The sequence below is a fragment of the Exiguobacterium sp. N5 genome (assembly GCF_025842465.1).
GTDB lineage: Bacteria > Bacillota > Bacilli > Exiguobacteriales > Exiguobacteriaceae > Exiguobacterium > Exiguobacterium profundum.
The window spans coordinates 693,361-717,612 of the sequence record NZ_JAPAEP010000001.1; the positions used below are offsets into that span (position 1 = coordinate 693,361).

General features: G+C 46.3%; 24 protein-coding genes and 1 tRNA gene. 14 read left to right on the forward strand and 11 right to left on the reverse strand.

What is annotated here, in order from left to right:
• Nucleotides 1–54 precede the first annotated feature (54 nt).
• Nucleotides 55–1,050 carry a Gfo/Idh/MocA family oxidoreductase gene (locus OKS35_RS03565; protein ID WP_264092487.1) on the forward strand — a complete coding sequence of 332 codons (996 nt, stop codon included), beginning with the start codon at nt 55–57 and terminating at the stop codon, nt 1,048–1,050.
• A 174-nt stretch (nt 1,051–1,224) separates the two neighbouring features.
• Here the strand turns inward: OKS35_RS03565 and OKS35_RS03570 are convergent, their stop codons facing one another.
• The gene (locus OKS35_RS03570; RefSeq protein WP_264092488.1) at nt 1,225–2,259 is read right to left on the reverse strand and encodes a PTS sugar transporter subunit IIC; all 1,035 of its coding nucleotides are present in this window, start codon (nt 2,257–2,259) and stop codon (nt 1,225–1,227) included.
• A gap of 259 nt (nt 2,260–2,518) precedes the next feature.
• On the opposite strand from OKS35_RS03570, the gene OKS35_RS03575 reads away from it, so the two are divergent.
• The gene (locus OKS35_RS03575; RefSeq protein WP_196430670.1) at nt 2,519–5,182 is read left to right on the forward strand and encodes a cation-transporting P-type ATPase; all 2,664 of its coding nucleotides are present in this window, start codon (nt 2,519–2,521) and stop codon (nt 5,180–5,182) included.
• A gap of 60 nt (nt 5,183–5,242) precedes the next feature.
• Nucleotides 5,243–5,371 carry a hypothetical protein gene (locus tag OKS35_RS03580; RefSeq protein ID WP_255541905.1) on the forward strand — a complete coding sequence of 43 codons (129 nt, stop codon included), beginning with the start codon at nt 5,243–5,245 and terminating at the stop codon, nt 5,369–5,371.
• Between the two features lie 62 nt (nt 5,372–5,433).
• Here the strand turns inward: OKS35_RS03580 and OKS35_RS03585 are convergent, their stop codons facing one another.
• The 3 genes from OKS35_RS03585 to OKS35_RS03595 all read right to left on the reverse strand — a co-directional run bounded on the left by OKS35_RS03585 (nt 5,434) and on the right by OKS35_RS03595 (nt 6,852).
• Entirely contained in the window at nt 5,434–5,706 is a 273-nt protein-coding gene (locus OKS35_RS03585) for a hypothetical protein (protein WP_214783249.1), read from the reverse strand.
• A gap of 63 nt (nt 5,707–5,769) precedes the next feature.
• Nucleotides 5,770–6,411, reverse strand: a complete 642-nt coding sequence (locus tag OKS35_RS03590; protein ID WP_078146855.1) for a hypothetical protein — start codon at nt 6,409–6,411, stop codon at nt 5,770–5,772.
• An 84-nt stretch (nt 6,412–6,495) separates the two neighbouring features.
• Complete coding sequence (locus OKS35_RS03595; RefSeq protein WP_264092489.1) at nt 6,496–6,852, reverse strand: PilZ domain-containing protein; 357 nt, start codon at nt 6,850–6,852, stop codon at nt 6,496–6,498.
• A 147-nt stretch (nt 6,853–6,999) separates the two neighbouring features.
• Between OKS35_RS03595 and OKS35_RS03600 the strand changes: the two genes are divergently transcribed.
• On the forward strand, nt 7,000–7,248 hold the full coding sequence (locus OKS35_RS03600; RefSeq protein ID WP_078146856.1) for a hypothetical protein: 249 nt from the start codon (nt 7,000–7,002) through the stop codon (nt 7,246–7,248).
• A 38-nt stretch (nt 7,249–7,286) separates the two neighbouring features.
• Here OKS35_RS03600 and OKS35_RS03605 read toward each other — a convergent pair whose 3' ends face one another.
• The 5 genes from OKS35_RS03605 to OKS35_RS03625 form a co-directional block, all read right to left on the reverse strand.
• Complete coding sequence (locus tag OKS35_RS03605; RefSeq protein ID WP_264092490.1) at nt 7,287–7,982, reverse strand: queuosine precursor transporter; 696 nt, start codon at nt 7,980–7,982, stop codon at nt 7,287–7,289.
• A 327-nt stretch (nt 7,983–8,309) separates the two neighbouring features.
• A tRNA-Thr gene (locus OKS35_RS03610) sits at nt 8,310–8,380 on the reverse strand.
• 107 nt (nt 8,381–8,487) lie between these two features.
• Nucleotides 8,488–10,866, reverse strand: a complete 2,379-nt coding sequence (locus OKS35_RS03615; protein WP_413815717.1) for an immune inhibitor A domain-containing protein — start codon at nt 10,864–10,866, stop codon at nt 8,488–8,490.
• Between the two features lie 153 nt (nt 10,867–11,019).
• Nucleotides 11,020–11,811, reverse strand: coding sequence for a class I SAM-dependent methyltransferase (locus OKS35_RS03620; RefSeq protein WP_214690949.1), 792 nt, complete (start codon nt 11,809–11,811; stop codon nt 11,020–11,022).
• A 40-nt stretch (nt 11,812–11,851) separates the two neighbouring features.
• Nucleotides 11,852–12,163: a hypothetical protein gene (locus OKS35_RS03625; RefSeq protein WP_012726238.1), complete on the reverse strand. Its 312-nt coding sequence runs from the start codon at nt 12,161–12,163 to the stop codon at nt 11,852–11,854.
• Between the two features lie 182 nt (nt 12,164–12,345).
• Between OKS35_RS03625 and OKS35_RS03630 the strand changes: the two genes are divergently transcribed.
• From OKS35_RS03630 to OKS35_RS03660, 7 genes are all read left to right on the forward strand, one after another.
• A complete protein-coding gene (locus tag OKS35_RS03630; protein ID WP_264092492.1) occupies nt 12,346–13,209 on the forward strand; it encodes a cation diffusion facilitator family transporter in 864 nt (287 codons plus the stop codon).
• Between the two features lie 87 nt (nt 13,210–13,296).
• Nucleotides 13,297–13,773 carry an N-acetyltransferase gene (locus OKS35_RS03635; RefSeq protein WP_159562258.1) on the forward strand — a complete coding sequence of 159 codons (477 nt, stop codon included), beginning with the start codon at nt 13,297–13,299 and terminating at the stop codon, nt 13,771–13,773.
• Between the two features lie 47 nt (nt 13,774–13,820).
• Nucleotides 13,821–14,810 (forward strand): LacI family DNA-binding transcriptional regulator, encoded by a 990-nt coding sequence (locus OKS35_RS03640; protein ID WP_264092493.1) that lies wholly within the window; start codon nt 13,821–13,823, stop codon nt 14,808–14,810.
• A gap of 108 nt (nt 14,811–14,918) precedes the next feature.
• Nucleotides 14,919–15,857, forward strand: a complete 939-nt coding sequence (locus OKS35_RS03645; protein ID WP_264092494.1) for a carbohydrate kinase family protein — start codon at nt 14,919–14,921, stop codon at nt 15,855–15,857.
• A 2-nt stretch (nt 15,858–15,859) separates the two neighbouring features.
• Nucleotides 15,860–17,290, forward strand: coding sequence for a sucrose-specific PTS transporter subunit IIBC (locus OKS35_RS03650; protein WP_264092495.1), 1,431 nt, complete (start codon nt 15,860–15,862; stop codon nt 17,288–17,290).
• A gap of 19 nt (nt 17,291–17,309) precedes the next feature.
• A complete protein-coding gene (locus OKS35_RS03655; protein WP_264092496.1) occupies nt 17,310–18,728 on the forward strand; it encodes a glycoside hydrolase family 32 protein in 1,419 nt (472 codons plus the stop codon).
• 101 nt (nt 18,729–18,829) lie between these two features.
• Entirely contained in the window at nt 18,830–19,243 is a 414-nt protein-coding gene (locus tag OKS35_RS03660) for a hypothetical protein (RefSeq protein WP_078146866.1), read from the forward strand.
• Nucleotides 19,244–19,266: 23 nt separating this feature from the next.
• Here OKS35_RS03660 and OKS35_RS03665 read toward each other — a convergent pair whose 3' ends face one another.
• Complete coding sequence (locus OKS35_RS03665) at nt 19,267–20,112, reverse strand: alpha/beta fold hydrolase (RefSeq protein WP_264092497.1); 846 nt, start codon at nt 20,110–20,112, stop codon at nt 19,267–19,269.
• A gap of 116 nt (nt 20,113–20,228) precedes the next feature.
• Here OKS35_RS03665 and OKS35_RS03670 point away from each other — a divergent pair, with 116 nt between their 5' ends.
• The 3 genes from OKS35_RS03670 (at nt 20,229) to OKS35_RS03680 (ending at nt 23,070) form a co-directional block, all read left to right on the forward strand.
• Entirely contained in the window at nt 20,229–21,236 is a 1,008-nt protein-coding gene (locus OKS35_RS03670; RefSeq protein ID WP_264092498.1) for a helix-turn-helix transcriptional regulator, read from the forward strand.
• Nucleotides 21,237–21,436: 200 nt separating this feature from the next.
• Nucleotides 21,437–22,297, forward strand: a complete 861-nt coding sequence (locus tag OKS35_RS03675) for a metal-dependent hydrolase (RefSeq protein WP_264092499.1) — start codon at nt 21,437–21,439, stop codon at nt 22,295–22,297.
• An 8-nt stretch (nt 22,298–22,305) separates the two neighbouring features.
• Nucleotides 22,306–23,070: a DUF817 domain-containing protein gene (locus OKS35_RS03680; protein ID WP_074037060.1), complete on the forward strand. Its 765-nt coding sequence runs from the start codon at nt 22,306–22,308 to the stop codon at nt 23,068–23,070.
• Between the two features lie 818 nt (nt 23,071–23,888).
• On the opposite strand, the gene OKS35_RS03685 is transcribed toward OKS35_RS03680, so the two are convergent.
• Nucleotides 23,889–24,188, reverse strand: a complete 300-nt coding sequence (locus OKS35_RS03685; protein ID WP_012726252.1) for a hypothetical protein — start codon at nt 24,186–24,188, stop codon at nt 23,889–23,891.
• Nucleotides 24,189–24,252: the final 64 nt, after the last annotated feature.

The following is a 24,252-nucleotide window of genomic DNA, read 5'->3' on the forward strand; positions in this document are numbered from 1 at the left end:
GGTCATTAGACCCTTTTTTTGATATACTATCAACAGCGAAAAGGAGGGTTTTATATGATTAAAACCATGTTGGTAGGATTCGGATTCTCGGCGAACACGTTCCATTTGCCGTTCTTAAAGGCCATTGACTCATTTGAAGTGAGTGGCGTCGTGTCTTCGCGCCCGGAAGAAGTGCAGGCTGAATTACCTGGTGCCACGGTATATGCGACATTAGACGAGGCGCTTCAATCGGATGCTTCTCTATATGTCATCACGACACCGTCGCATTTACATAAAGAGATGATTGTTGCCTGTCTCGAGGCGGGAAAAGATGTGCTCGTTGAAAAACCAGCATTTCTGACAACGGAAGAAGGATATGAGTTGATGGAACTTGAAGCGAAATCGAAAGGCGTCGTCAACGTTTATCAAAACCGTCGTTATGACGGAGACTTCTTGACGGTTAAGTCGTTACTTGACTCGAACGAGTTAGGGGACTGGAAGGTGGTTGAATCTCGATTTGATCGTTTCCGTCCGAATGTACGTGATCGGTGGCGTGAAAATGCAGGACCAGGTTCAGGTATTTTATTCGACTTAGGAAGTCATCTGATTGATCAGACTCTCGCCTTGTTTGGAAAGCCAGATCGTATTCAAGCAGATGTGATGATTCAACGAGATGGCGGACAATCCGATGATGGGTTCCATCTGACATTCTATTATGGTGAAAAGCGAATATACCTTCGTTCGAACCCGTTCATCGCTGGAGAAACACCTCGGTTTGAAGTGCACGGCACGCAAGGAAGTTTCTTGAAATATGGACTTGATCCTCAAGAAGAGGCTCTGAAGCAAGGGAAGTTAGAAAGTGATCTTATAGAGACTGGTGTATTATCCAAAGAAGAGGTTTCGTCCATTCAAATCGAGAAAGGTAGCTATTTGGCGTATTATCAACAGTTAGCTTATAGTTATGAGGTACGGAAACCCGTCGTTTCATTAAAAGATGCAACATTGACAACCCGCTTGATTGAACTTGCTCGTCAATCCAGTGATGCGGGTAGAGTCATTTCAGTAAATTGACATGGATTTGTATGGAATCGCTAATTTCGACAATCAAATTCACAATTGATAAGAACGTGCGATGATTTCTTTGTGAACTGATTGATGCTTTTGAATTGTAAGGATAATCCCACGTGTGAAAATGAAAAATCGATGCCGCCGAACATTTTGTTCGAACGTGCATCGATTTTTTGATTAGGCTGCATCTTCTTCTGTCGATTCGACTTTTTCCGTATGACGGACAATCGGGAAATTTTTGAACAAACGACTTCCGATCAAGCCAAAACCGATTCCGAGGATGAACAGTACAACGGCTGTGAAGGTGACTGTTTGCCAATCGTTGAAACCATACATGACAAGAAGTCCCGGAATCCCGGCTGCCGAACCCGGTGCATCGTTGATCATACCGGTCATGGCGACAATCAACCCGGCGATGGCTCCACCGACAAAGTTGACACTGTAAATTGGAATTGGGTTAGCGGAAATGAGGTCAGCTTGCGTCAACGGTTCGATGGCGACAGAAAGCTGATCTTTCTTTGTTCCGATTTTCAATTGACGGAATAACAAGTAATTCATTGAAATGGACGCAGTCAACGCAAGCGCGGCAATTGCCATCGGTACACCTGTCAAACCAAGCATCGCCGTCAAGGCCATCGAACTGAGAGGCGACGTCGATACGACCGTGACGATCCCTCCTAAGACGAGACCCATGACGACCGGATTTTGTGTTGCTGCCAGTTCGATGACAGCTCCAATCTGTTCAAGTGTGTTTGTCACGAGTGGGTCTACCCCTGTCGCGACGAGACGGGCGAGCGGTGCCATCACGATGACGTAAAAAATCATATCGACGCCGGTCGGCAGATAGCGATTGATTCGAGTGCCAGCCAAAGACAAAAGATATCCTGCAAAAAAGCCAGGAAGGATTCCGAATCCCGATACAGACAACCCGATCATCAAACTATAGACGGGGTTGATTCCAAGTGCGATGGCGACAAGAGCCGCAGCGGCAGGACCTGACAAAGCGCCAGCCGCTTGACCTACTTCTTCATAAAGAGGAAGTGGCAGCAATCCGCCGATTGCGTACGCGTTGAACGCTTCGACGAGGAAACTCGCGATTGCAGCACCGGCCAATGCTCCCATCGCCTTCATTCCAAAAGGCGCCTTGTAACTAAATAATGTGAACAAGGCGAGGATGAGCAGTAAAAGTGCGATTCCTTGAATAATGACCATAAACTCTTCCTTCTTTCTATCTCTATTTATTCATAATTTATTCTATATTCATGCATAGAAAGACTTCTGTAAAGCCATATTCAAAAGAAAAATTAAAATTGAACAATGATACCGGTTACAATTAGAAATTCCAAATCAAGAAAGCGTTTTCTTTGAAAAATGACATCAATTCTACAAGTTTGCACGTGTCGAGCCGCATGAGATTGGGAACAGATAGGGGAAAGACTTTTCAAAAAGTATTGGTCGAGGAGGATGAATCATGCAGAACGAAGACAGACCGTGGCATGCGCTCGAAGTAGATGAGGTGCGAACCCATGTGGAGACTGATCTTGAATCAGGTCTTACAACAGAAAGTGTCACAAGTCGTCAAGACGAATTCGGCAAAAACGTATTGCCGGAGAAAGAGAAAACCCCTGAAATTATAAAATTTCTAAGACAATTCAATGATGTTCTCGTGTACGTCTTATTAGCGGCTGCCGTCGTCACAGGATTCTTAGGGGAGTACATCGATACGATCGTCATCGTTTTAGTCGTCACGATTATCGGCGTCGTCGGATACCTTCAAGAAAATAAGGCAGAAGAAGCGCTCGAAGGAATCAAAAAATTATTAGAAACAAAGGCGACCATCGTTCGAAACGGCAAGCAATCTGAGATTGATTCAAGTGACCTGGTCGTGGGGGATGTCCTTGTACTTGCTGCCGGAGATAAAGTGCCGGCCGATGCCCGTGTCGTTCAAGCTGAAAAATTTAAGGTTGAGGAATCGGCGTTAACCGGAGAAGCGACGACTGTCGAGAAAAAATCGGACGTCGTGAAAGAAGACGCGGTGTTGGCTGACCGAAAAAACATGGTGTACTCGGGCACGAGTGTCGCGACGGGAAGTGCCAAAGCCATCGTGACGGCCATCGGTGAAGGTACGGAACTCGGTCAAATCAACGCTTCAATCTCAGAAGTCCAGACCGTCAAAACCCCTCTGATTCGTCAAACAACAAAGTTTGGTCAAACGGTGTCCATCGCCATCTTAATCATCTCCGTCGTGATTTATGCGTTCGGTTACTTTTTACGAGATTATGAGCCGGTCGAATTGATGCTGACGACAATCGGTCTTGCCGTTGCGGCGATTCCTGAAGGGTTGCCTGCCGTCATCTCTATCATTTTGGCACTCGGTGTCCGGAATATGGCTGAACAAAAAGCGATTGTTCGAAGTTTACCATCTGTCGAAACGCTTGGTGCTGTATCTGTCATTTGTACGGATAAGACGGGTACGTTGACGAAGAATGAGATGACGGTCAAACAAATCGTGACAGCGAACCATGATATCGAAGTCTCGGGTAGCGGATATGCTCCGAATGGAGATCTCGAATTGAATGGTCAACCGTTTGACTTGGATGATGATGAATCCATGATTGACCTGTTAACCGTCGGGAAGACGTGTAACGATTCTCAGTTGAATGAAGAAGACGGCGACTGGGTCATCAACGGCGATCCGACAGAGGCTTGTCTGTTGACGGTCGCTGAGAAAGCTGAACGCCCAATTGAACGTTTAAAAGTGATCTCGAAGATTCCGTTCGATTCTGAATATAAATACATGGCGACGCTCGTCGATTACAAAGGGGAGCGAATGATTTTTGTCAAAGGGGCGCCGGACCGACTCTTTGATATGGCGTCGTCTGAAGACTTTAAACAAGACTATTGGGATGAAAAACGAAAAGAGATTGCCGACCGCGGTCAACGCGTTCTCGGTGCTGGTCTAAAACGTGTCGACAGTTCAAAAGCGTCAATCGACCATGAGGATGTTGAAGATGGTCTGACTTTCCTCGGCTTATTTGGAATCGTCGACCCACCTCGACAAGAGGCCATCGATGCGGTTGCCGCGTGTCGTGATGCTGGAATCCGAATTAAAATGATCACGGGTGATCATAAAGATACCGCTGTCGCGATTGCAAAAGAACTGGGCATGGAAGTGGAAGGCGCCCTCGAAGGTCGTGAATTGACAGATATGACAGATGAAGAAATCAAAGAGGCGTCCGTTCATAACGATGTATTCGCACGGACCAGCCCTAACGACAAGCTTCGTCTCGTCAAAGGATTGCAAGAGAACGGTCTGATTACATCGATGACAGGAGATGGTGTGAACGACGCACCTGCCTTAAAACGTGCTGACATTGGTGTGGCAATGGGGATTAAAGGGACGGAAGTAGCGAAAGAAGCATCTCAGATGGTTCTTGTCGATGACAACTTCAAAACGATCTATAACGCCGTACGAGAAGGACGACGGGTGTACGATAACCTGAAGAAAACCATTCTCTTCTTGCTTCCGACAAACGGAGGTCAAGCGTTGCTTGTGGCAATGAGTATCTTGCTCGGAGCGGCTGCACCGCTCAGTCCTGTGCAGATTTTATGGGTCAACATGGTTGTCGCGATTACTCTATCTTTAGCAATCGCTTTCGAACCACTCGAAGAGAGTACGATGAAACGACCGCCACGTCCGGCCAATGTGCCGCTACTCAGCCGATACTATATTTTCCGCGTCACCTTCGTTTCAATTATTATCGGGGGCGGTAGTTTATGGATCAACTATATGCTCGGAGATTTCGACTACTCGACCGAGAAATTACAAACGATTACCTTGAATGCCATCGTCATGGCCCAGCTCTTCCACTTGTACAACTGCCGTACGGAGTTGGCACCAGCATTCAACCGTCATTTCTTTGACAATAAGATTGCGTTTCTCGTATCAGCTTTACTCATTGCCCTACAATTGTTCATCACGTACGTACCGTTTATGCATACGTTATTCGGTACCGCTCCATTAACGTGGGAAGATTGGATTTATCCTGTGGCATTTGGTGCCGTCGTCTTTATCATTGTTGAAATTGAAAAGGCGATCTCCAGACGTGTCATCGGCAACCGGAATATACACTGATACGTTTCATTCATGTGAAAAAAGGATAAACAAGTGGAGTAAACATGAAGGAGGGATACGATGAAGCGTGACGAATCACAACCAGGGGTTCACCCGGATCCGCTACCGGATGACGAGTCGGATCCGGCGAAAAAACCGGCTCCGACACAGCATCCTGACCCTGATCCAGAGGAAGAATCGAACGAATAAATCGTGTAACAGTCAAAAGATCCTGCTAGCACAATGAGCTAGCAGGATCTTTTTGAGTTGGTTTATGATGTTGACTTTACAGAGCGGCTATTTTGTAGCCGATTGAATGCTTTCTCGTTCATATGTTCCGTGATGACAAAATCACCGACTGGGCATTCCCATTTCCCTTTTTCGACAACACATTCGCGCAATGTCACTTGGTCATCGTATAAATCTAGTTCCAATGTGTCTTTCAAAAATTGATCGACTTTTTGGTTTGGAACTTTTACATATTCATTGAATTCGAGTTCTTCATTCTTGACAGTCACATAAGAAGTGACTTGGAAATAACGCATGTGATGGTCTCCTTCATTAAAAACTAATTTCTAGTATAGCCGTTTTTGATGAAAAATGGGTGCTCAATGTTTCATTTCAGCCCGTTCACGCTTTGGAGGTGCTTCGTTGAACGGTTTTTGATGACGAATCATGAGCCAAAAAATGAGACCGAACAACGGGATGTAAGGGAGCGGCCATAAACTCATTTTATAGCGTTTCGCGTCCCGATTCATTAACGTGATTTGAATGAATGCCAACAAGAAGAAATCAACGGTCATCGTTCGAACAAATTGATTGTTCTCCACATATGACCAGTATTCAGCAACATTTCCGGTATTGGCTGCAGCGATGAACAACCCGATTGTCACCAGTAAAAGCACAACGCCGAGGATACGGGTCGGCAGCGGTTTGACCGGGGTCGGATAAGGTGACTGTCTCGCAAAAGCCAAATAAGGAGCGAGTAGAAATCCCCCAACGAAAAAACTGGTGACAGCGGCGATGAGTGGATTCGGTTTGAGCTGATTCACTTCTGACCAAAGAAGTGGAAACATCGCCAGGGGAAACACCCCTAAGATACTAAAGAGCGATAGAGAATAGCCTTCGTACGCCTCGGTATTATAAGTCACAAAATCGAGAAGAAAGCGTCCGTCGAACGGGACATTTGGACCGATGACGGCGAATGCAATTGCCAGTCCCCAAGGAATCAATAAGAATTTTCTTGTCATACGAACACCTCGTCAATGATTGATAGTTGTAGTATACCCTCTTTTGGAGACACGAAAAAATGAGAAGATGCCTGACGCATGTTCTCATTTATTTTCACGTGCATACGTTTTAATCATCGTGACGAGTTGCTGAGTTTCGTCAGCCTTCACATCAAGCATGATTCCATAATCATACAGCGAGCCCGTTTGGCCACGGTGTCTGACATGTCCCATGAGTTCGATCGGTTGAAGCGTCGGAACGAGGTCGAAAAGAAAATGGATCTGTAAATCATCAGAGAGCGGGAAGAGGTAGTCCGATCGCAATTTTAATCCATGAGAACTCACATTGAGGAGCAATCCTTCCCCATCATAGAGTTCTTTTTCTTCCCATACAAGTCGATAAGGGATGGTACGGGGATTCGGTAGGATATAGCGGAACGTCTCCTGTCGGCGATAACGCATCAATTCACCCCATTTCTTTACTTCTTTTATCGGCAAAATTGAATTTAAAATGAAGTGGAAGATTGTATAAAATTATAGTGTACTCGCTTTACAAATTTGAAAGCGCTTTCTATAATGGATGTACGATTTGAATAGGGAGGAGATCAGATGAATGTCCATGATTTACTCCGACGTTACTCGATTCAAACACCAGTCATCTATGAAAAAAAACGTAACGGGGAGTGGGTTAAACTCGAGCGCTTACCTGCTTATACCATTCTTGAAGTCGAAACGAACGATCATACCATCGAGGCGGTCGCGATTGATGCATTCAAAGCGATTACCGTCTGTCGAGAGTCGGCGTCGATTGAAGAAGCCCGTCCGTATGCTGTGCGTATCCTGATTGAACGACCATAAGAAAAGCCGTAACTTCATGTTGAAGTTACGGCTTTTCTTTATGCTGCATCCTGTTCGGTTTCGTCTTGTGGATTTGTTCGTTTTGCGTAATACATAAACGGTGTCGCCATCCACGCGATCACAAACTTTGCCACGTATGTCGTGATAAAGATGTTCCACCAAATGTCCCATTCCATTCCCCAGAATGCGATGATGCAGAACGTGAAAGTATCAATCAGTTGAGATAAGACGGTCGAACCTGTCGTACGAAGCCAAAGCTTCTTCTCGCCCGTTTTTGCACGGATCTTCGAATAGACGAAGACATCGAACAATTGAGAGACCAAATAGGCGGCAAGGCTACCGAGTGTGATCAATGGCAGCATCGAGAAGAGTGCCTCGAAGCTTTCATGCATGAACAGTGCCTCTTTAAACGGCTCATATAAAAGTGCATATTGCATGAGTACCGTTGAGACGATCAAGATGAAAAATCCGAGCCATACGCCTTTACGGGCAGCCGCTCGCCCATGTTTTTCGTTCAGAATATCGGTTGCCAAGTAGAGCGAACCGTAAACGATGTTACCGAGCGTGAAAATATATCCGCCAATTACAATCTGTTGCGTGACTTGGATGTTTGCTACGACCGAAGCCATCGCAATCCAAGCATATAAGCCGACTCGTCCGAATAACTTGTAACTGAGGACGAGTAGTCCGAGTGTAAGGATGGCAGAAGGAATCCATAACCATTCGTTTAGCATGAATCATGCTCCTTCCTCTAACTATTCAATGATTTCAACTTTTCAAGTTTATAGAGGAACGGAAATGATGTCAAGGTGAGGGGGGAGGGAGAGGGTCCACTTAAGTAAACACTGTAAATTATAAAACCTTCTTGTATATCAAAAAAGTGCTAGTGGAAATACCCTGTGAAGTGCAATCGTTCGACAAATTGAAAATCGATTCGACAAAGCGGTGTTCGTGACATGAAAATTAGGAAAGTGGGAACAAAGTGGGAACGGACAAAAAGAAAGCACCTCCTGTCATAAACAGGAAGTGCTTATCACCGCTCAATTGAGCGGTATTCTTGATGCCTCCGACGAGAATCGAACTCGTGCTGCAGCATTACCATTGCTGAGGTCTGCCACTAACCTACAGAGGCGTTACACCAACTATGTTACACAGATTATTCGTCGTTTTCAAGCTTTTTTAGAATAATAAGACCTCCAATCTTCGATAAAGGAAGACTGGAGGTCGAATGCTACATGTTTATTTTGTACGGATCCAAACGGCACCTGCAGAGTTGTCTTTCGCTTCACCGACTACGTCAATGACGAGACCGTATTGCGGAAGTTTGCGTCCTGCATCTGGAATGAGCGAGTTGATGTAAGAGTTTGCATCATTGAACTGCTTCACGCCAGACTGTGCTTTGTAATCGTACACGCCACGACTCGGTGAATCGATATACCAAGCGAGCGTCTTATCGAGACTGAACGCCGCATCAGCAATTTGGTAACGTGTGCTACCTGCGACTGTCTGTTGACCGTTCAAGTTACCGATGAGCGCTTCAGGATGTGAATCGACGACACCGAGGAACCCTTCTCCAGGGTGGACACCGACCCAGTTGTCTGTGTACGAGTCATCACCATACCAAACGACGAGACCTGTGTTGTATTTTACGCCACGGCCGTTGAGAAGTCCCATATCCGACCCAGCGTGGTTACGCCATTCAAGGTAGTAATAGTGTGGTTTTGAATCGTATCCGTCTGAAGAGACGAATCCATCGAGCGTCACGGCTTCAGCGCCTTCCGCATCATCTGCGAAGAGTGTTGCGGATTCTGATTTGATTGACAAGTTGTCGACTGCGAAGCCTTTCATGGCGACGCCGCCGTCTGTCACGTATTCAAAGACGATTTGAACATCTTGTCCAGCGAATTGTGAGAGGTCGTATGATTTGTTGACCCATGCACCGTTCGTCGTCTCAGCAGGGTAGCCTGCTTCGTTCGCACCGTTGACGTCGTCACCGAATACATCGAGAACGACTTCTTGACCACCGCTAAGGGCTTTGATGTACAAGTAATCATAGTCCGATTCGACTTCATAGAATGAATCGAATGCGAGGACTCCGTCCGCACCAAGTTTCACAGCTGGTGTTGCCATCTCAGTATGGATGTCGTCACCTTTTGTCGAGTAATAGTAGCGATCGCCATAAGCTGGTTCGATTCCTTTAATCTTCTTATCAGGAAGGTTGACTTTGACGATGCCTGGGTTGTTTGATTTCGTCACAGATTGGTCGAGTTGTGCGACGAACCCTTGAGAGTTGATGTCTTCAAGGTCGACTTCTGTGATGTTTGCCCAGTTTCCACCCATGATTTTTTGGAAGTATTCTTTGTTTTGTGGTGAGAAGCTTGTTGGCTCCGTACCAGCCACTTTACCAGCCCAGCTACCGCCACTCATGATCGACCATGATTGTACCGGTTCGCCTTGACCTGTGTACTGCGTATCGTACTCATCGGGAAGACCGAGGTCATGTCCGAACTCGTGTGCGAAAACGCCGACCGCACCATCTTCAGGTTGAATCGTGTAATCATATGCAGCCATTTTCCCGCCCCAGTAAGGAACTGCAGCTTCTGTGTTGGCTACTGGATAAACACCATCAAGAACCCAGCGATGTGACCATACCGCATCGTCACCGAGCGCACCGCCACCTGCTTCTTGACCAGTCCCAGCGTGGATGATCATCAAGTGGTCAACGAGACCGTCCGGCTCATTGAAGTCACCGTCTCCATCCAAATCGTAAAGGTCGTATTGATCATGTTCTTTCAAATCGATTCCAGATGCGACCGCAGCATTCAACGCATCTTTGACGAGTTGACGAGGTCCCGGTCCGACGTTATCATGTCCGCCATCACCTTTGTCAGCTCCATAGTCTTTCGCGGTTCCCGGAACGGTCAACCACTCCGAAACCTCACCATCGACCGTATAACTTCCGCCTGATTGTTCTTCATAGTATTGTTTGAACGTTTGGACCTTTTCACCGTTAAAGAGTTCAAATTGTTGATCACCGAACATATACTTTTCGTAATGTTCTTTACTGAAGTTATCGCTGTACATATAGCCCGGCTCTTGGATGATGTTATTGTGTTTGAAGTCGCTGTACTCGACGAGGAGAACGAGGACTTTATCTTCACGTACCGAACCGTTGTATGCAGATTGCTGGGCAGGAGATACTTTTACTTGACCGTTCGGTTTCCCTTTACGGTAATTCCCTTGCCCTTTTTTCGCTTTATCAAGAATTCGTTTTGATTCCTTTTCGAATTGAGTATGTATCTTCTCTTTTGCTTTCGAAGCCTTCTCGTTCACTTTGTCGTCGTGCTTATGTGGATTTTTCGCTTCACCTTGCTTTTTCGCGATATACGCATCGACTGCTTTCATGCGTTCAGATGCGGACAATCCTTTTTTGATGACGCCACGTTTCTCGAGAGCTTTCGCGAGACGCTCTTCATCGATGATGTTGTGGTCGAACGGAGCGAACTCGCTCGTTGTCGGAACCGATGGTGCAACCGAGAGGGGTGCAGCACCAGCTGCCGGAACGATACTGACTGTCATGGCAGATGTCATGAGAGCCGCGAGTGTCGTTCGACGGATGGAACGTTTTTTCATTTGTGTGAACCTCCTGTTAAAAAATAATGGGAAAATGTGTGAGCTTGTTGTAAATGTACTCTTTGTGTCTGATTAATGTCAATATTCAGAAAATAATAAACAAAAAAGGAGTCTAAAGACCTATTTAGTTCAATTTGACTAAATAGACTTAGACTCTAGGTCGATATATCCGTAATGGAACTTCGACGTTTTACGTTTTATGTGAGTGAAACCGTACCGTTCAAAGGTATCGCTCTCAAAATGCGCCTTCAAGACAATTCGTTTCATAGCTACTCGTGTTGCTTCGGTAATCAATTCTTGCGTGAGAGGGGAGGTGTCGGCGATTGTGCGAAGTGGGTTCAGATGAACCGATTCTGAAATCGTCTTTTCAAACATCGGATCAAAGTAAATACAATCAAACGAATTTTCCGCACACGATTTTAAATAGTCGAGAGAGTTGGAGTGAACGACCTCAATGCGTCGCATCGCCTCATTGACCTGCTCATCTTTTTCGACCCATACGGACATGCCTTCCCGGACGAGCTGTGCCGTAATGAATTGACTCTCAAGGCCAATTACTTTACCGGTTGAACCGACGACATGGCTCATGACGATACTGTCCGAGCCGAGTCCGAGTGTACAATCTAGAACATGATCACCTGGATTTGCTTGCATGGCATTAATGAGTGGATCTGATCCACCTCGGCTCAGTTGCTTTACCCGAAAGACGGAGCTCGATGGGTGAAAAAAGAACGGCTCTGTACTATGCAAAGGTGTGAACTCGACACGTCGTTTATCAAAGATAAGTACACCTTGTTGATGACGTTTCTTCAACTCATCAATGGAAAGTTTGCGTCGGTCGACAAATTTCATCTTGTATTCTGTGGCATGCGTATGTGCTCGAGACAAGACATCATCTGTCGGTCGCAAACATGTAGTGACAATATACATAATCCGGGCTCCTTCATAAAAAATGAGACGCAGTTGCGTCTCATTTTTTCTTACTGAGTAAGTCTGATAATTCATCGATAAGTGCTTTATGAGAAGCGAGTTCTTTCTTCTTCTCATCGTTCACGTTCATCGGACGTTTTGAACGGCTTTGAAGCGCTTCAAGCGTTTCATCGATTGACGACTTCAACGTATCACGTTCTTCAGGTTTCAGAGATACTTCGTGCGGATTTTCACCAGAAGCATCTAATTCGCGGAGACGTGCCATCAATTGCTTTGCCTCGCGATTCAAATCGATTAACAATCTGTCAATTTGTTCCAATCGTAATTTGATCCCATCACGTTCTGTAAACATCTGTTTCACCTCTTTTTGCGGTTTAACCCTAAGGTCTCTTCCTGTTTACTTTACCATAAAATTTGTTAAACGAAACTACCGGGAATATATTCCATTTATTTTGGCTGTAAGAAACATTGTTTCTCTATCCCCACACGAAGTTCACCTGCTATACTAACTAAGCTAATTAAGGAGGTGGGCGGATGGAAACAACAAATCATCCACCAAAAGCGCTCAAAGGAGCGATTGTGTCGATTACGGCATATTTGATCTTATCTATACTAAAGGTATTCTTCGGATACTTATATGAATCTGAGGCGGTCCTAGCCGATGGATTCAACAATACGACGGATATAATTGCATCGGTCGCGGTCTATATTGGCATTCGGGTGGCTGCATTGCCACGGGATGCCGAGCATAAATATGGTCATGCGAAGATGGAGACGATCTCTGCACTCATCGCTTCATTGATTATGATTGCGGTCGGTATTTTCGTCTTCTTAAACAGTCTATCGAACTTAATTGGGGGCGAGTATACCGAACCGAACCCGTTGGCAGCGGTCGTCGCCTTCGTCAGTGCGCTCGTCATGTTCGGGGTGTATCGGTTCAACTTGAACCTCGCGAGAAAAACAAAGTCATTGGCACTTAAAGCGGCGGCGAAAGACAACTTGGCCGATGCGATGATTTCAGTCGGAGCCACGCTTGGTGTGCTATTCGCTTATTTTCAACTGCCTTGGATGGACACGGTCTTAGCAATTGTGATTGCCGGCATGATCATCCGGACAGCGATTCAAATCTTTTTAGATGCCACCCATCAGCTTTCTGACGGATTCCCTCCACATCTCGTCGAGTCCTATGAGGAAACGATTGAACAATTTGAGCGGGTGAAAGAAGTTCGTGAAATCAAAGGGCGTCATCTAGGGAATCACGTGATGCTCGACGTGACGATTGCAGTCGATGGCGATTTGACCGTGGACGCGGCCCATGAATTATGTGATGACATCGAACGGAAATTAGATGAAGAGCATGCGGTCGACTCGGTGCATATTCATATCGAACCGATTTGACGTTCGGTTATCTTTTGCGCTTCATGAAGGGATTCGTTTATAATAAGCGCAGACAGATATTGAACTACTAGTTAAGGAGGGCACGGGATGAACATCGTGCGTCAACCTATTCGCCAGATTGATGAGATTGAATATGAACACTTTCAAAAATACGGAGAAAGTGCATATGGCGTTTCTGCTGAAGAGTTAAAAGGGATCCTCGAGGAAATGGGGGCGGAGCAACTTTATCACGCAGAAGAGCATAGTTATGGAGAAGACTTCTATTACGACTTGATGGTCGATGACAAACTGGTCGGTAAAGTCTTGTTACTCAAGCTTGCCCGCGTATACCAACTCGACCTGATGGTGTTCGATGCGTACAAAAACAAAGGATATGCGACAGAAGGTTTGCGTCTTGCCTTACTGGACTCAAAATTGATGGATGGACAAACAGTCCGGGCTGGCATCCCACCGACGAGCCCACATCAACAAGAGATGCATCATGTTCTTATTCAGAACGGGTTCGAAAAGCGGAACGGTCTGTATTATTTAAATTTTAAGAAACGATATGTGGTAAACCATTAAGCTGACGGCGTCTCGCACGTCAGCTTTTTTCATATGGAGGGGTAAGGATGAAGCAAGTCACCATTAAAGACATTGCGGAGCTCGCTGGTGTCGCCAAAAGTACGGTCTCACGCTATCTGAACGGTGGATCGGTCGGAAAGGCAACAAGGGAAAAACTCGACCGGGTCATTCGAGATACGAACTATGAGCCGAATCAGTTCGCGCAAAGTCTCAAGTCGAAACAGACGAAGATGATTGGGGTCATCGTTCCACGGCTCGATTCGTATGCCGCCTCACGGACGATGATGGGGATTGATGAACAGCTCACGGAACGAGGATATCAAATGCTCGTCGTCAATACAGCACAACAGACGGAACGAGAAATCGAACAGCTATACAATTTGGCCAAACAAAAAGTCGCCGGAATCATCTGGCTTGGAACGACGGTCACGGAACGTCATCTTGAGGCGATTGAGGCGATTCAAATCCCGGTCTTGTTGATTGGTCAGCAACATGACAATGTCCATAGTCTCGTCTATCCTGACTATGATGCGGCCTATGCGCTCGGTAAACAGTTCACGGAGTGGGGTCATCGAAACGTGGTCTATGTCGGGGTGTATGAATCGGATATCGCGGTCGGTCAAGCACGCCGTGACGGATTTTTGCGGGCGTTTCAAGAGTCGGAGGCAAATGTCAAAGTCATTCAAACGACGTTTAAGATTGAGGATGCCATTCCAATCGGTGAACAGTTGGCGGATAATGTCGGCTCTGTTTCCTTAATCGTTTGTGCGACCGACAACATTGCTTTGGGAATATTGAAAGGATTGGCGAATCAAGGAATCACTGTCCCGAGGGATATCTCTGTCAGTGGATTTGGAGGATATGATTTCACGGAAGTCCTGCATCCATCCATCACGACGGTACACCTTCCTTATCGCCGAACTGGTGCGAAAGCTGCCGACATGATGCTACAGCTGTTGCAAGGTGAACACGTCTCAATGAAAACGTTCACAATTTTTGAACTAAAAGTGCGCGAAAGCGTTGACAAGTTAAATTAAATCGTTTACATTTGTGTTGCGGAACCGGTTCCGCAACATTTTTTTACTTAATTTTGGAACCGGTACCAATTGTATAAAGAACTCATATGATTTTTGGAGGTGGACGATATGAACACCGTACATTGTATCGGCGAATTGTTGATTGACTGGGTATGCGAGGATGCGTCTAGCGATCTCGTTAAAGGGACAACGTTCGTCAAAAAAGCAGGGGGCGCACCTGCGAATGTCGCGGCAGTCGTCAGTAAGCACGGGGGGCAATCTAGTTTCCTCGGACAGGTCGGAGATGACCCGTTTGGTCTCTTCTTGAAACAGACGTTGATCGAGAACGGCGTCCGAACAGAAAACCTTGTGGAGTCTGGAGACACGACGTTCGCATTCGTATCAATTCAAGAGGATGGAGAGCGGGACTTCACATTCCGTCGCGGAAGTGACGGAGAGTACGCCTTCGATTCAATCGACTTATCAGTGATTGAGTCAAGAGACATCATTCATTTTGGTTCAGCGACAGCACTACTTGAAGGAAAACTGAAAGATGCGTACTTCAAATTATTGCAATTTGCAAAACGAGACGGTTTGTTCATTTCATTTGACCCAAACTATCGTGATGCACTGATCACTGACCTCGAACAGTTTAAACAAGACGCGAGACATTTCATCGCAGAAGCAGACTTCGTCAAACTAAGTGAAGAAGAAGCCCACTTGTTAACTGGTGAGAAGCAACTTGAAGAAGCGGTTCAAGCGCTTCTACGATTAGGTACTAAACAGGTGGCGATCACACTCGGATCTCGTGGCACATTGATTGCGACAACGGATCACCACGAAATCGTTCCATCGATTGCGATTGAGAGTGTGGATTCGACGGGTGCAGGTGATGCATTCGTTGGTGCCTATTTGTATCGTTTGGCGACACTCGGGATGGACCCGCAGCGGTTACGTTCCGATATTGAATATGCGAACGTAACGGGTGCATTAACATGTACAGCTTATGGCGCCATTCCAGCCATTCCATCACGACAACTTGTGAATGAAACGTTAGGAGGGAAATGAAAATGGATTACAAAAAAGAAGCAGCATCGATATTAGAGGCAATCGGCGGTAAAGAGAACGTTGCGGCAGCGGCGCATTGTGCGACTCGTCTTCGTCTCGTATTGAGCGATGAGTCAAAGGTCGATGAGAAAGCACTCGAACAACTTGACGTCGTCAAAGGAACGTTCTCGACAGGAGGACAATACCAAATCATCATCGGACAAGGTACGGTCAACAAGGTTTATGCCGAATTTTCACAATTGACAGGTCTTGGAGACATGTCAACGACAGACGTGAAGTCAGCCGGAGCGAAAAAGATGAACCCGCTCCAGCAATTCGTCAAAATGTTATCAGATATCTTTGTCCCAATCATTCCGGCCATCGTCGCCGGAGGTCTCTTGATGGGGATCAACAACCTATTGACAGCACCGGATTTGTTTTTTGAAGGACGTTCATTGATTGACCAGTATCCAGGCATGGCAGACATAGCAGCGATGATCAATACGTTCGCAAACGCCGCCTTCGTCTTCCTACCTGTACTCATAGGGTTCTCCGCAGCCAAGCGGTTCGGTGGTAACCCATATCTCGGTGCAGCTCTCGGGATGATCATGGTTCACCCGGACTTGATCAATGCATACGCTCAGGCAAGCGTTGAGGAGATTCCGGTTTGGAACATCTTTGGGCTTGAGATTGAGAAGTTAGGATACCAAGGACAAGTCTTACCAGTCCTCGTCTCGACGTACATTTTATCGAAACTTGAAATCAACATTCGGAAGTTCATGCCGGCATCACTTGATATTTTGCTCACGCCATTGCTCTCACTTCTCTTCACAGCATTCATCACGTTCGCCTTCGTGGGTCCAATCACACGCGAAGCAGGGAACTTGATCATTGATGGATTAGTATGGACGTACGATTCACTCGGGTTCGTCGGTGGCTTGATCATGGGTCTTCTCTACGCTCCAATCGTTATCACGGGGATGCACCATAGCTTCATCGCAATTGAGACACAGCTTCTCGCCGATATCGCTGAAACAGGGGGATCGTTCATCTTCCCAATCGCTGCAATGTCAAACGTCGCACAAGGGGCAGCTACCCTTGCCGTCTTCTTCTTGACTGCTGATAAGAAGATGAAAGGTGTCGCCTCAGCATCAGGAATCTCTGCATTACTTGGGATCACAGAGCCTGCCATGTTCGGGGTCAACTTAAAACTTCGTTATCCATTCATCGCAGCCATCGTTGGTTCAGCCGTTGCGTCTGCATTCATCGTTGGAAACGACGTATTGGCAGTAGCGCTCGGTGCTGCCGGATTACCAGGAATTATCTCAATCGCACCGGGTTCGATCATCTCGTATATCATTGGTATGGTCATCGCCTTTGCCGTGACATTCGGATTGACATTCATCCTTGCGAAACGACAAGCAAAAAAAGAAGCGGTCAAACAAGCCGCGTAACGAAAAAGGAAGTGACACTATGAATTGGACGAAGGCCGAACGTTATCGTTCACTCCGTGACGTGAGCGCCCTCGAGATGGAGGTGCTCCGTGCAAAGACGGCCGCATCCCCGTGGCGGTTTGGGTACCACATCCAGCCGCCGACGGGCCTCCTCAATGACCCGAACGGCTTCGCATATTACGATGGAGAGTACCATCTATTCTATCAATGGTTCCCGCTCGGGCCAGTTCACGGTCTCAAACATTGGTATCATGTCAGTTCGAAAGATCTTGTCCATTGGACCGACCGCGGGGTGGCGTTAGTCCCTGAAACGAAAGAAGATTCCCATGGTGCCTATTCAGGAAGTGGTTTCGTTGTGGACGACACCCTTCACGTGATGTATACAGGGAATCATCGTACGGACGATTGGACGCGTCACGCCTCGCAAATCATCGGTGTACTGCGTGAAGGGATGATCGAGCGCCGTAACGTGGCCATCCCGGATATTCCGGCCGGTTACACGGAACATTTCCGCGATCCGAAAGTATGGGAAGAAGATGGATCATATTATGCGATTGTCGGTGCACAGCGAACGGATGAGACAGGATGTGTCGTCTTATATCGTTCAACTGACTTAAATGATTGGACATTTTTAGGTGAAGTGAAGACGGAGCTCGAGCAGTTCGGTTACATGTGGGAATGTCCTGACGTGTTTGAACTGAATGGAAGGCATGTCATCATTTTTTCTCCGCAAGGGATTGAGCCTGAAGGTCATCGCTATCACAACATCTATCAATCTGGATACGTCACAGGCACTCTTGATTTAGAGACGCTCGTCTTCACGCACGAGTCGTTTGAAGAGCTCGACTTCGGTTTCGACTTTTACGCCCCGCAATCGACGGAGCATGACGGTCGTCGCATTCTAGTCGGTTGGATGGGCCTACCGGAGATCGAATATCCGACAGACCGCTACGGTTGGGCCCATGCGTTGACGCTCCCTCGAGAACTCTCGCTTGAAGATGGCGTATTAAAACAACGACCAATCTCTGAAATGAAGCAACTCCGATCTAATCAGTTCGTAAACGAATCAGGGACACGGCTTGACGTGATCTCACCCGAACGTTTTGAATTGGAACTGTCGACAGCTGGAGAAGACTTCAAACTTGAACTATTGAAGACAGAAGATGAGTCGCTCGTGATTCGGTACGAGAAAGATACAAACGAATTGACCATCGATCGGACAAACGCGGGTGAACCGTTCGCGACGGAGTTTGGGACGACCCGGACAAAAGTGATTGAGGTCACGTCCCTTCATCTGTATGTCGACTCGTCGAGTGTCGAATGTTTCGTCAATGACGGTGACGCTGTGGCAACCCTTCGCGTCTTCCCAAGTGATGGTGAGAAACGAGTCCGCTACGTCGGAGACGAGGCAAGTTTAGTCGGTTGGAAATATGAATGAATGTAAAAGCTGAGCGTTTGCTCGGCTTTTTAATTTTTCCAAATGTTGAAACCGTTTCGATTGGATCTACGTATAGATGAAGAGAAGAGAGAGGTGAGAGAATGAATAAAATGATGAAGTGGGTTGATGCGATTCGAACGATTACCGCACCATTTGGAGATCCGATTGGAGAAATTGAGAATGAAGAAGTTGAATGCGTGATGGTGGCGGAGTCGACGGTGCGTGGAATAATGAATCCAGAAGTGAAGTTAGAGTTTCATGAATTGAGCCAGGTGCGGGTGTTCGCGGAAATGCTACGTAGTTCAGAAGAAATCGAAGACGTCGAAATTGAAGTGGCACCCGATTTTGATCTCTTGCTGCAATTTAAAGGTGGCGAGCATGAACGATATCAGCTGTGGCTCGGTCAACCGTACCGTCCGAGTGTCATCACGCATCTTGAACGAACGGACGTTGTCTGGCGACTACCGGAACATTCGACGAATCAATTGATTGATGCCCTCGGGTTAGATAAGTAAAAAAGCACCTCTTTTTGAGATGCTTACGAGTTGAATCGGATAAACCGTTCGATTTGTCGCTCTGATTTTCTTGCTTGCCGTCCGACCCAAATCAAGTGACCGGGACTGTTCAGAATCGTAAGCTGCGCATGTGGGATCAAGCGCTTCGCGTAATGGGCATGTCGAACAGGAACTGCTTTGTCGTTTTTCGAGTGAATGATATAGGTTGGGCACGACACACCGAGTAACACCTCACTCGAGACACGTTGTTTCAAATCGAACTGTGCGCCAAGTCCAAACGCCATCTGATTCGCGACGCGTTTCAGGAGGAAAATATCATAAGGAGACACCTCTTCTCGAATCGTCTCGAGTGCCAACACGCTTGTCGATTGAATCATACGGGCCGTCGCTTCGAATGGATGTTTATGAATGGCACGAGCAATAAACTGTTTCATGATGAATTGAAGTGCGATAAATGCGGGTTGGACGACATTTCGGCTGACCGTGTCCCGATACGGGAAATCAACGACACTCGTCACGGCGGCAGCGAGGGTCAAACTAAGGACACACTGATTCTGTGAAGCGAGCTCGATCGCGGTCGGTCCTCCGGCAGAGATGCCATAGACATGATATCGATCAATATCTAGCATTTGCATCAAGTGAGAGAGTCGGGATGCAAACAATTGAGGAGATGCTGAAAAAGAGTATGGTGTTTCTCCATATCCGGGTCTAGATGGGACAATGACCCGGAAACCGGATAAAACGAGTTGGTCCACATGGTATGGTTCTAGACTCGAGGATTGGGTCCCATGGATCAGTACGATGACGGGACCGTGACCGCGGTCTATATATTCGATTTTTGAGCCGTCGACGTGTGCATAATATTTCAACTTAGATGGCGCCTCCTTAAACGTTTTGTAATGGAAAATACCTTTATTTCGTGGAAATAAAATGATAATGTCTGTTTATACATAATTTAGATAGAGAAACGAAAGGGGATAGAACCGTGAATAACCGAGAGCGGTTACTTGAAGTTCGACGTTTCTTCGAACGTTACACGGACGAAGCGAATCCAAAGACACTAGAAGATTTGCTCGAGTACTTGTCAACGATAGGAGATACTTCTAAGTTAGCAAAAAAATCGGTGAAAGACGATATCCAGGCACTGAATAATTCGGGGTTTGAAGTGCAGGATGAATTGGAGAAGAATGGTCTCGCTAAAAAGTATTGGCATTCGGCCCGCTTATTTGAGATTCATGAACTCCGGATGATGGTCGATGCGATTGTCGCAGCGAAATTTATCTCGGAAGACGTGACCGAGGAAATTGTAGAGAAACTTCAAATGCTGACGAGTATCCCTGAAGCGAAGACGCTACAATCGATCATCAAGACGCCGAAGAAAAAACACGGACACATTCCTTACCATATCGATCGTATCCAACGGGCCATTCATGAACGAAAAGCTATCTCGTTCCAATATACAGACGTCGTCGGATTTGATGTGACGAAACGAACGTTCCCGCTCCGCCGTGACGGAGAGCGATACGTCGTTGATCCAATCGATTTGCATTGGAATCACGAGCAGTACTACTTGATCGGGATCGACGAATCAATCGGAGAGGTGCGGAACTATCGGGTCGATCGCATCGTCAATTCGGAGATTGTGGAAGATGGCACCATTCGTCCGAAGCATCATTTACCTGATGATTACTATCAAAAATCATTCAATATGTATAACGGATCTGATGAACAAATCGTTTTGTCCGTCGACGAACGCGTTCTCCCGGTCATCTTTGACAAGTTAGGGGAAGACGTTTCTGTTTCTGAACATGGAGAACGATTCCTCATCCGTTTCGATGCGGCCGTTTCTGACGGATTTATTTACTGGTTGCTATCTTTGGGTTCACAAGTAGAAGTGGTTGAACCACTCACGCTTCGTGATCATATGAAAGCAACGATTGAGAAGATGGCAATTACTTATGAACATACAAGCATTCATTCCTCCATCGAGTAAGCAGATGTGCTATACTGCTTGCGACACTAGATGAAGGGGGACAGGCGGATGTTGAATTGGATGCCATTGATCATTCCGATTGTCGCTGTCATTTTCGTAACGATCGTCGCAAGACGCGCCATGAAAATGGATAAAGAGAACTAATAGGAAGAGACATCGTCCAGGATTGGGAGATGTCTCTTTCGCTATGGAGGTAGAACGTGGATACGATTACACATACGTTATTCGGTTTGACGTTATATGGTGCAGCCGATAAGCGTGATTTACAACAACATGAAAAACGAGCCTTATTCGTCACGACACTCGTCGGGAGCCAAATCCCTGACAGTGATGTAATTTCACGGCTATGGGACACGGAAGGCATGTATCAGATGTGGCATCGCGGCATCACTCACTCGATCTTCCTCGTTCCGCTCTTTGCACTGCTCATCTACATACTGGTTCGCCTTCTCTTTCGAGTGACGGACATCCGCTATTTTTGGTGGGCATTATTGTCTGTCTTCGTACACAATACATCCGATTTGTTCAATGCATGGGGGACAGGGTATTTCGAACCGATCTCGGACGTGAGGATCACATTCGGTGTGATCCCGATTGTCGATTTTGTCTATTGGGGAATCTTCTTGGTCGCCTGGCTCGTCGCACGTAAACAAGAAGTCCGTTATAAGACGTATCGGTATGCATGGGCTGCCCTCGTTCTTTATGTCGCGCTTCAAAGTGCGCAGGGCGCCTATTTATATCAGTCTTATTCAAAGGAATATGACGAAGTGGTGCTCTCGGCTTCATTTATCCCGACTCAGTTCACGGTCATTACGAAGACTGACGAGGACGTATCGCTCTTTCAAGATTCGATATATCAAGAAGCGACCTTGCAATACGAATTGACGAGTGCCGAAAAGGCGAGTCTTGAACCATTGTTTGAAGCGAATCATGAGGCGCGCACATTGACCAAATGGTCGCCGTTCGTCGTCATCGTAGCAAACGAAGAACGGCTCGGCGTCTTTGACCCGCGGTTTTATGATGGCGAATCCTCATTTTTATATGAATACATCGAAAGGTAGGACAACGGATGGGACGTATACGTTATCTCTTTATCTTCGCTTACGAACAGGCACTTAGTTGTATCTTTCCGGTCGCCATCTTCGGAGCGCTTGCCGTCACAAAGTTTGTAGAGTTACCACTCCCACGATATGACGTTTTACTCATCTGGTGTTTGTTCGTTCAAGTCGTCCTTGTGAAGACGGGGCTCGAGACGATGGAAGAAGTGAAGGTCATCAGCTGGTTCCATGTCATCGGTCTTGGACTTGAATTATTCAAGGTGCAGATGGGGTCATGGAGTTATCCGGATGAGGCGTTCACAAAAGTGTGGGGCGTCCCGCTTTATGCCGGATTTATGTATGCGAGCGTTGGTAGTTACGTCGTCCAGGCATGGCGTCGTCTCGATTTACGATTTACGAAGATGCCGCACCCAATCATCGCCTTCGGACTTGGCATCGCCATTTACTTCAACTTTTTTTGGCACCATGTTTGGTTAGACCTACGGTGGCTGTTGATCGCATTCATCTTTTTGGCGTTCGGTCGCTCGGTTGTCTCGTATAAACTCGACGATCGACGATTTGAGATGCCGGTCGTCCTGTCATTCTTCTTAATTGCCTGCTTTATCTGGCTCGCTGAAAATATTGTCACGTTCTACAACGGCTGGGCGTATCCGGACCAATTGAACGGTTGGGCCATCGTTGATTTAGGAAAACTGTCGTCCTGGTTCCTACTCGTCATCATCAGTATCCTCCTTGTCGCTTGGCAAAAGCGAAAATTGGAGTATGAATTACCTTAAACTCGACATGTGTCGAGTTTTTTTGTGAGGGGACACGAATCCTTTTTTGAAGAAAGTCGTATTGTAAAACGAGGTGATTCGGTTGTTGGAAATTGTACTTACTTGGTTGATTGGATTATTGTGTCTAGGATCTCTTGTCATCTATTTGGAGAGAGTGGCGAAAGACTCGGAATCGAGTCAAACTAGGACAAGCTTGTCTCGCAATGTTTTGTTCGTTTCTTGTATTTGGAATGGCAGGCATGGAAACGTACGACCGCGTGACGACGAATCACATCGTCGAGACGGGAGAATGTTATGTCGTCGATGACCGATCATCGAAGGGTTCATCGAACGTGACACTATGATTCGGAGAGCGGTCATACGGCTTCAAGGAAATTCCGGACGTTGCATATGGTCCAGGATATGTGTTTACGTGTCGCGCAATAATGACAAAGCAGATGCAATCAGGAATCGATTATGAGTTGCGCTCACTTGACGGTGAGTTATTGTACTCAACTCATTCAGATGATTGATCGCGTGACATGGTCGAACAAAAACGTGTTCAAAGCTAAATGCATAGCTTCGAACACGTTTTTCTGTCCTTTTTCTTATATGTACGCCATAAAAGTAACATCATGACGATAAATGCAAGTCCACCGACCAAATTGGTTCCGAAGAAAAGATACTGAGACGACAAAAAACGGGATACTGTCTGCCATATAAAAGACAGTGAAATCAAGGCAAAAATGAATATACCAAAAGGGTTGGAGAGAATCGCAATAAGTTTATGATTCATTGTCATGCACCAAATGAGTGGAACTTGGCAAACGTACTATTTATCATTTCGATTCCTTCATCTTGTTTCGTTTTCTCTCTAAAAAGATCGGAAGGATATTCATAAAGATTGCCGCAATCGTCAAAAACCATAACGCACGAGACATACCGGGTACGACATCCATTATGGCAGCCCAGTCTTTAGCTTCGACCCACATGTTGAGCAAGCTATATTCGGCGCATAAAGTGAGAGCAACTAATGATAGGGCAATCGCCATCGGCAGCTTATAGTCCTTCTCCATCATAAATACGGTCAAATTAATAAGCGTTGCCCCAATCGCCGCCAATCCAAAAATAATCCACATCCTATAACCCCCTAAATATTTCTATCTATACATTGTATCATACAAATTAACCCATACAAATTTC